Here is a 2,538-nt window from a genome sequence, read left to right on the forward strand (position 1 = left end):
CATACGCGTTTACAGAGCAGGGAATCTATATGCTGGCAACGGTTCTAAAGGGAGAAGTGGTGAGAGTTTTAAAACCGGGCGGACCTCTATTTGCGAGTGTCCTACATCCCTGTTTTGATGGAAACTATGATACTGGTATAGGAAGACAAGGCCAAGGAATAGAACGGCAGGTTATAGTTAAAAACTATTTTGAACCTAGAGAATGGGAAAAGCGCCACTTTATCAAGGAACAATTCCTGTAATATGGCGACATCGAACTTTTGAGGATTATGTTAAAACCTTTGTGGGCGCAGGATTGACAATTGTTGATTTAAATGAGCCAAGGGCTACAGATGAGCAGGCTAAGATTTCTGTAGCGATGGCGTGGATGCAGAAAATCCCTCTGTATTTATATTGGGAATTGAAAAAGTAATGGAAAGACGGAAATTATGACATTAAGAATGGAATCACATGATTCTACGAATGATTCTAAAGTGATTCTATTTTTCCGAAAAACACAAGAAATACAGGGTGTTTCAAGAAAGATAAAATAATAGAAACATTGAATTTACCAGTATTTCACACGAGAAAAAGAGTTGAAACAGGGGAGATAGAATAATAACGTAATAAGCCGTGAGACCTTTGAAATAAAGCAACAATGGTGATGACATAGCGTCTTGACATTGCTTGAATATGGAAGTAATATAACGTATATACGGATGCTGTACGAAAGAACGTATAAATGCAAAAAGGTAGAGAGAGGAGGGCAAAAGTTATGCTGTATCCGGAGATTTCTTCTAGAGAATTGATAGAAAAACTTGATTCAGATGATTTTTATAAGGTTTATGGAAATCCTGTCAAATGTAAAATATTTGATACAGATAGAATCCTTATGTCTTTTGATTTGTATGAGCGACTGTTCGGTAAGGTCGTTTTAGATAAAGAGAATACAATAGAAATGGACGATTTTATCAGAGCGTTAGTATTGCAAAGGCTTCATGAAAATCCGGTCAGTTTATCTGATACGGAGGACGGATATTCACTTTCTATGGAAAGCGAAGTTTACGACTTCTTAAATCGAAATACATTGAAAGATTTTGGGATTACGCTTGAGAAACTTACCTCTTATTTCTTTGAGTGGATAGCTGCTTGTCCGGAGGAGTTTAAGATATGGATAGAAGAAAGTGTAATGGAAAAGGGAGCGGAAAATGACAATTAGTGAACGTATTTTTAAATTAATGGAAGAACGTGAAATTACCCAGATGGACTTTTCGAAAGCTACAGGAATAGCACAGAGTACTATTAGTGATTGGAAACGAAAGAAAACGAATCCGTCTGCAGATAAAATAATGATTATTTGCAATGTGTTAAAAGTGACTCCATATGAATTGTTGCAGGATACGGTTCAATCTGTAGAGGAATTGGATTATCGAGTGGTTACAAAAGGCACAAAGGAATATGATCTATTGCTTGAAATGGAAAGTCTTAAGAAATCACAGAAAGAAAGATTGCTGGGGTATATAGAGGCTTTAAAACATTAGGGCGTCGTGGGAAGTGTAATGATGAGGTAAAACTATGGTGGAACGGGACAAGGCAGTGCTTAATATGCAATTGACTTTGATACCAATACTATCAAAGGCTTGGAATAAATCTTATTGTGAACTCTCTGATATTTTTAAAGAGTATGATGTGTTAGGGTATATTGATGTATGCTATGAAAAATATAATTCTACCGGAAACCGAGGTATTATCGAAGACATACAGGATTATATAGAAATGCAGGGCGGTAAATTGGTTGAATAAAAAAGTAATGTGCAAAAAATGCACATTGTAAACGCGGATGCTCTGATTTTGCAGACGGTGTTTGCAAATTTAAAAGTACGAGGTGTTCTATGGGAAAAGAAAAACGTTTGCTGTACTTGCGAATGATATAAAGGATATAAATGTTAGGGCTGGAAATGCTGCGAAAGGCGCAGTAAATCAGCTTATGACTTTAAGGAATTGGGCTATAGGCTATTATATTGTCGAGTATGAACAGGGTGGCAGGGATAGAGCAGAATATGGCAGTAACCTTATGGAAAATCTTGAAAAGAGTATCAATGATAAGGGTATGAATGTGACTCTTTTTAAGGCATGCAGACAGTTTTATCAGACATACCCTCAGATTCGTTCGACAGTGTCGAACGAATTCGGAGTGCTTGTTGATAGTCAAAAAAGTTCGACAGTGTAAAAAAGCTACCAAAAATAAAGAGCGAAGATGTTTAACATGGAGGAAAAGATGGAACTCGTTCCGGCTACAATTCAAATAAACGAAATCGAAAATCTGATATATACAATCAGGGATAAACAAGTAATGTTGGATTATGACTTGGCGGCTTTGTATGGTTATGAAGTCAGAGCATTGAATCAGCAGGTTAAGCGAAATGCTGGACGGTTTCCTGATGATTTTATGTTTCAACTTACGAAGGATGAGGTAGAAGTCGTGAAATCACAAATTGTGACTTCACCAAATTCAAATTTTTACTCTGGACAAGGGGGAGGCCGCAGAAAACCACCATA

At 36.9% G+C, this 2,538-nt stretch carries 5 protein-coding genes and 1 pseudogene; all 6 read left to right on the plus strand.

The window, feature by feature from the left end; genetic code table 11:
- Positions 1-242, plus strand: a pseudogene (locus tag CSX02_RS13740) (ORF6N domain-containing protein); the annotation flags it as partial.
- A gap of 479 nt (positions 243-721) precedes the next feature.
- Positions 722-1,198: a hypothetical protein gene (locus tag CSX02_RS05270; protein ID WP_143248135.1), complete on the plus strand. Its 477-nt coding sequence runs from the start codon at positions 722-724 to the stop codon at positions 1,196-1,198.
- Entirely contained in the window at positions 1,188-1,520 is a 333-nt protein-coding gene (locus CSX02_RS05275; RefSeq protein ID WP_099385884.1) for a helix-turn-helix domain-containing protein, read from the plus strand. Before CSX02_RS05270 ends, CSX02_RS05275 begins: the two co-directional genes overlap by 11 nt.
- Before the next feature lie 34 nt (positions 1,521-1,554).
- Positions 1,555-1,782, plus strand: coding sequence for a DUF3791 domain-containing protein (locus CSX02_RS05280; RefSeq protein WP_099385885.1), 228 nt, complete (start codon positions 1,555-1,557; stop codon positions 1,780-1,782).
- 82 nt (positions 1,783-1,864) lie between these two features.
- Positions 1,865-2,209, plus strand: coding sequence for a DUF1016 N-terminal domain-containing protein (locus CSX02_RS05285; protein WP_207653751.1), 345 nt, complete (start codon positions 1,865-1,867; stop codon positions 2,207-2,209).
- A gap of 36 nt (positions 2,210-2,245) precedes the next feature.
- A partial coding sequence (locus CSX02_RS05290) for an ORF6N domain-containing protein (protein WP_143248136.1) occupies positions 2,246-2,538 on the plus strand: 293 nt, incomplete at its 3' end.

The organism is Agathobacter ruminis, from assembly GCF_002735305.1.
GTDB classification, from domain to species: Bacteria; Bacillota; Clostridia; order Lachnospirales; family Lachnospiraceae; genus Roseburia; species Roseburia ruminis.

What these genes read in the sequence shown, in the direction of transcription:
- CSX02_RS05270 (WP_143248135.1), top strand. Translation starts at nt 722, where the DNA reads ATGCAAAAAGGTAGAGAGAGGAGGGCAAAAGTTATGCTGTATCCGGAG.
- CSX02_RS05275 (WP_099385884.1), top strand. Translation starts at nt 1,188, where the DNA reads ATGACAATTAGTGAACGTATTTTTAAATTAATGGAAGAACGTGAAATT.
- CSX02_RS05280 (WP_099385885.1), top strand. Translation starts at nt 1,555, where the DNA reads ATGGTGGAACGGGACAAGGCAGTGCTTAATATGCAATTGACTTTGATA.